This window comes from Nocardia wallacei (genome assembly GCF_029868745.1).
In the GTDB taxonomy this organism is placed as follows: Bacteria; Actinomycetota; Actinomycetes; order Mycobacteriales; family Mycobacteriaceae; genus Nocardia; species Nocardia wallacei_B.
The window spans coordinates 1-3,276 of the sequence record NZ_JARWOP010000166.1 but is presented as its reverse complement, the minus strand read 5'-3'; the positions used below and the strand labels follow the sequence as shown (position 1 = coordinate 3,276).

Genomic DNA, 3,276 nt, shown 5'->3' with positions numbered 1-3,276 from the left:
GGCCCCGTGGGGGCCGGGGGCGCGGGGGCGCGGTCCCCCGGGCCCGTCCCATGGGGGTCCGGCGGGTGCCGGGGGGGCGGCGGCCCGGGGCGGGGCGCCGCGCCGCTCGCCGCACGACGGACGCTCTACATCGTACGCTTCCCAGGGCGAAACAGATTCCGCGACAAAGCGATTCGCCGAACGATCGCTGCGCCTGGTGCTGGAGGTGGTGGACGGCCGGCGGCCGGTCGCCCAGCTCGGGCCGGTCGCCGAGCCGACGGTGCTCGCGGCGGTCGAGACCCTCGCCCGCACCGGCGCCGCCGAGCGGCGGCTGGGCCCGGCGGTGCTGGCATCGGTGCGGACGACGACCGTGGCGCCCGGCGCCGCCGAGGTCTGCGGCGGTTACGATCGCGGCAACCGGCGCTTCGCCGTCGCGGCACGCATCGTCGCGCGCCGCGGTGAGTGGCGGTTGGCCGCACTGCGGCTCAGGTGAACGCGGCGCCTACCATGGAAGCCGCATTACCATGGGCGTTGCCGCGGCATCCGCGTAACCGGACCCCGCCCGCGGGGCCCTGGGGATGAAGCGCCGCAAACCACGACACCGACCAGAGGACTGACGAGACCCGTGCCTGCGCTGACACTGACGAGGTTGCTACGGATTGGTGAGGGCCGCGTCGTCAAGCGGCTCGCGCGGCTGGCCGACGAAGTGCTCGCCCTGGAGGACGAGTACGCCGACCTCACCGACGCGGAGCTGCGGGGCAAGACCGACGAGTTCCGGCAGCGCTACGCCGACGGCGAATCCCTGGACGAGATGCTGCTGGAGGCGTTCGCCGTCGCCCGCGAGGCGTCCTGGCGCGTGCTGAACCAGAAGCACTACAAGGTGCAGGTGATGGGCGGCGCCGCGCTGCACATCGGCAACATCGCCGAGATGAAGACCGGTGAGGGCAAGACTCTGACCTCGGTGCTGCCCGCCTACCTCAACGCCCTGAGCGGCGACGGCGTGCACATCGTCACCACCAACGACTATCTGGCCAAACGCGACTCGGAGTGGATGGGCCGCGTGCACCGGTTCCTCGGCCTCGAGGTCGGTTCGATCCTGTCCGGCATGACCCCGGCCGAGCGGCGCGCCTCGTACAACGCCGACATCACCTACGGCACCAACAACGAGTTCGGCTTCGACTACCTGCGCGACAACATGACCCACTCGCTGGACGATCTGGTCCAGCGCGGGCACAACTTCGCCGTGGTCGACGAGGTCGACTCGATCCTGATCGACGAGGCCCGCACCCCGCTGATCATCTCCGGTCCCGCCGACGCCTCCTCGAAGTGGTACGCCGAATTCGCGCGCATCGCGCCGCTGCTGAAGAAGGACGTGCACTACGAGGTCGACATCAAGAAGCGCACCATCGGCGTGCACGAGCAGGGCGTGGAGTTCGTCGAGGACCAGCTGGGCATCGACAACCTGTACGAGGCCGCCAACTCGCCGCTGGTCAGCTACCTGAACAACGCCATCAAGGCCAAGGAGCTGTACGTCCGCGACAAGGACTACATCGTCCGCAACGGCGAAGTGATCATCGTCGACGAGTTCACCGGCCGCATCCTGGTGGGCCGCCGCTACAACGAGGGCATGCACCAGGCCATCGAGGCCAAGGAGAAGGTGGAGATCCAGCCCGAGAACCAGACGCTGGCCACCATCACGCTGCAGAACTACTTCCGCCTCTACGACAAGCTGTCCGGTATGACCGGTACCGCCGAAACCGAAGCGGCCGAGCTGCATTCGATCTACAACCTCGGCGTGGTGCCGATCCCGACCAACAAGCCGATGATCCGCGCCGACGAGTCGGACCTGATCTACAAGACCGAGGAATCGAAGTTCGCCGCCGTCGCCGACGACATCGTCGAGCGGCACGAGAAGAACCAGCCGGTGCTGATCGGCACCACCTCGGTGGAGCGCTCGGAGTATCTGTCGAAGCTGCTCACCAAGCGCGGCATTCCGCACAACGTGCTCAACGCCAAGTTCCACGAGCAGGAAGCCCAGATCATCGCCGAGGCGGGCCGCCCCGGCGCGGTCACCGTGGCGACCAACATGGCCGGCCGCGGTACCGACATCGTGCTGGGCGGCAACCCCGACATCATCGCCGACACGTTGCTGCGCCGCCAGGGCCTGGACCCGGTCGAGACGCCGGAGGAGTACGAGCGGCACTGGCTGCCCACCTTGGAACAGGTGAAGCAGCAGGTCGAGGAGGACGCCGAGACGGTGCGCGAGGCCGGCGGCCTGTACGTGCTGGGCACCGAGCGGCACGAGTCGCGGCGCATCGACAACCAGCTGCGCGGCCGCTCCGGCCGCCAGGGCGACCCGGGCGAATCCCGCTTCTACCTGTCGCTGGGCGACGAGCTGATGCGGCGCTTCAACGGCGCGGCGCTGGAGTCGATCATGACCCGGCTCAACCTGCCCGACGACGTGCCGATCGAGGCGAAGATGGTCTCGCGGGCCATCAAGAGCGCGCAGACCCAGGTCGAGCAGCAGAACTTCGAGATCCGCAAGAACGTCCTGAAGTACGACGAGGTGATGAACCAACAGCGCACGGTCATCTACGCCGAGCGCCAGCGCATCCTGTCCGGTGAGGACATGGAGGGCCAGGTCGAGAACATGATCACCGACGTGATCACGGCCTACGTCAACGGCGCCACCGCCGACGGCTACGTCGAGGACTGGGACCTCGAAAAGCTGTGGACGGCACTGAAGACGCTCTACCCGGTCGGCCTCGACTACCGGGACCTGACCGGCGAGAACTCCGACGGCGAGATCGGTGAGCTGACCCGCGAGGAACTGCTCGACGCCCTCCTCGACGACGCCCACAACGCCTACCAGCGCCGCGAGAAGGAGATCGACGACCTGGCCGGTCCGGGCAGTATGCGCAACCTGGAACGCCAGGTGCTGCTGTCGGTGCTGGACCGCAAGTGGCGCGAGCACCTCTACGAGATGGACTACCTCAAGGAGGGCATCGGCCTGCGCGCCATGGCCCAGCGCGACCCGCTGGTCGAATACCAGCGCGAGGGCTTCGACATGTTCGCCGCCATGCTGGAGGGCCTGAAGGAGGAGTCGGTCGGCTTCCTGTTCAACCTCCAGGTAGAGGTCCAGCAGCCCCAGCCGCAGGGCTCCGCCGTAGCCCCCGGCCTGCGCTCCCCGGTCGGCGCCGCCGCCCCCGCCCCGGTCGAGGAACCGGTCAACGGCGCCCCGGCGGCCTTGCGCGCCAAGGGAATCGACCAGCGCGACGTGAGCGGTCTGACCTACTC

Annotated in this window: 2 protein-coding genes; both read left to right on the top strand. The window is 68.6% G+C overall.

Annotation, left to right across the window (positions count from 1 at the left end):
• On the top strand, positions 1-472 hold a 472-nt coding region (locus QH470_RS13855; RefSeq protein WP_280272749.1), incomplete at its 5' end, for an Rv3235 family protein.
• Between the two features lie 132 nt (positions 473-604).
• The coding region (gene secA, locus QH470_RS13850; protein WP_280272748.1) for a preprotein translocase subunit SecA at positions 605-3,276 on the top strand (2,672 nt) is incomplete at its 3' end.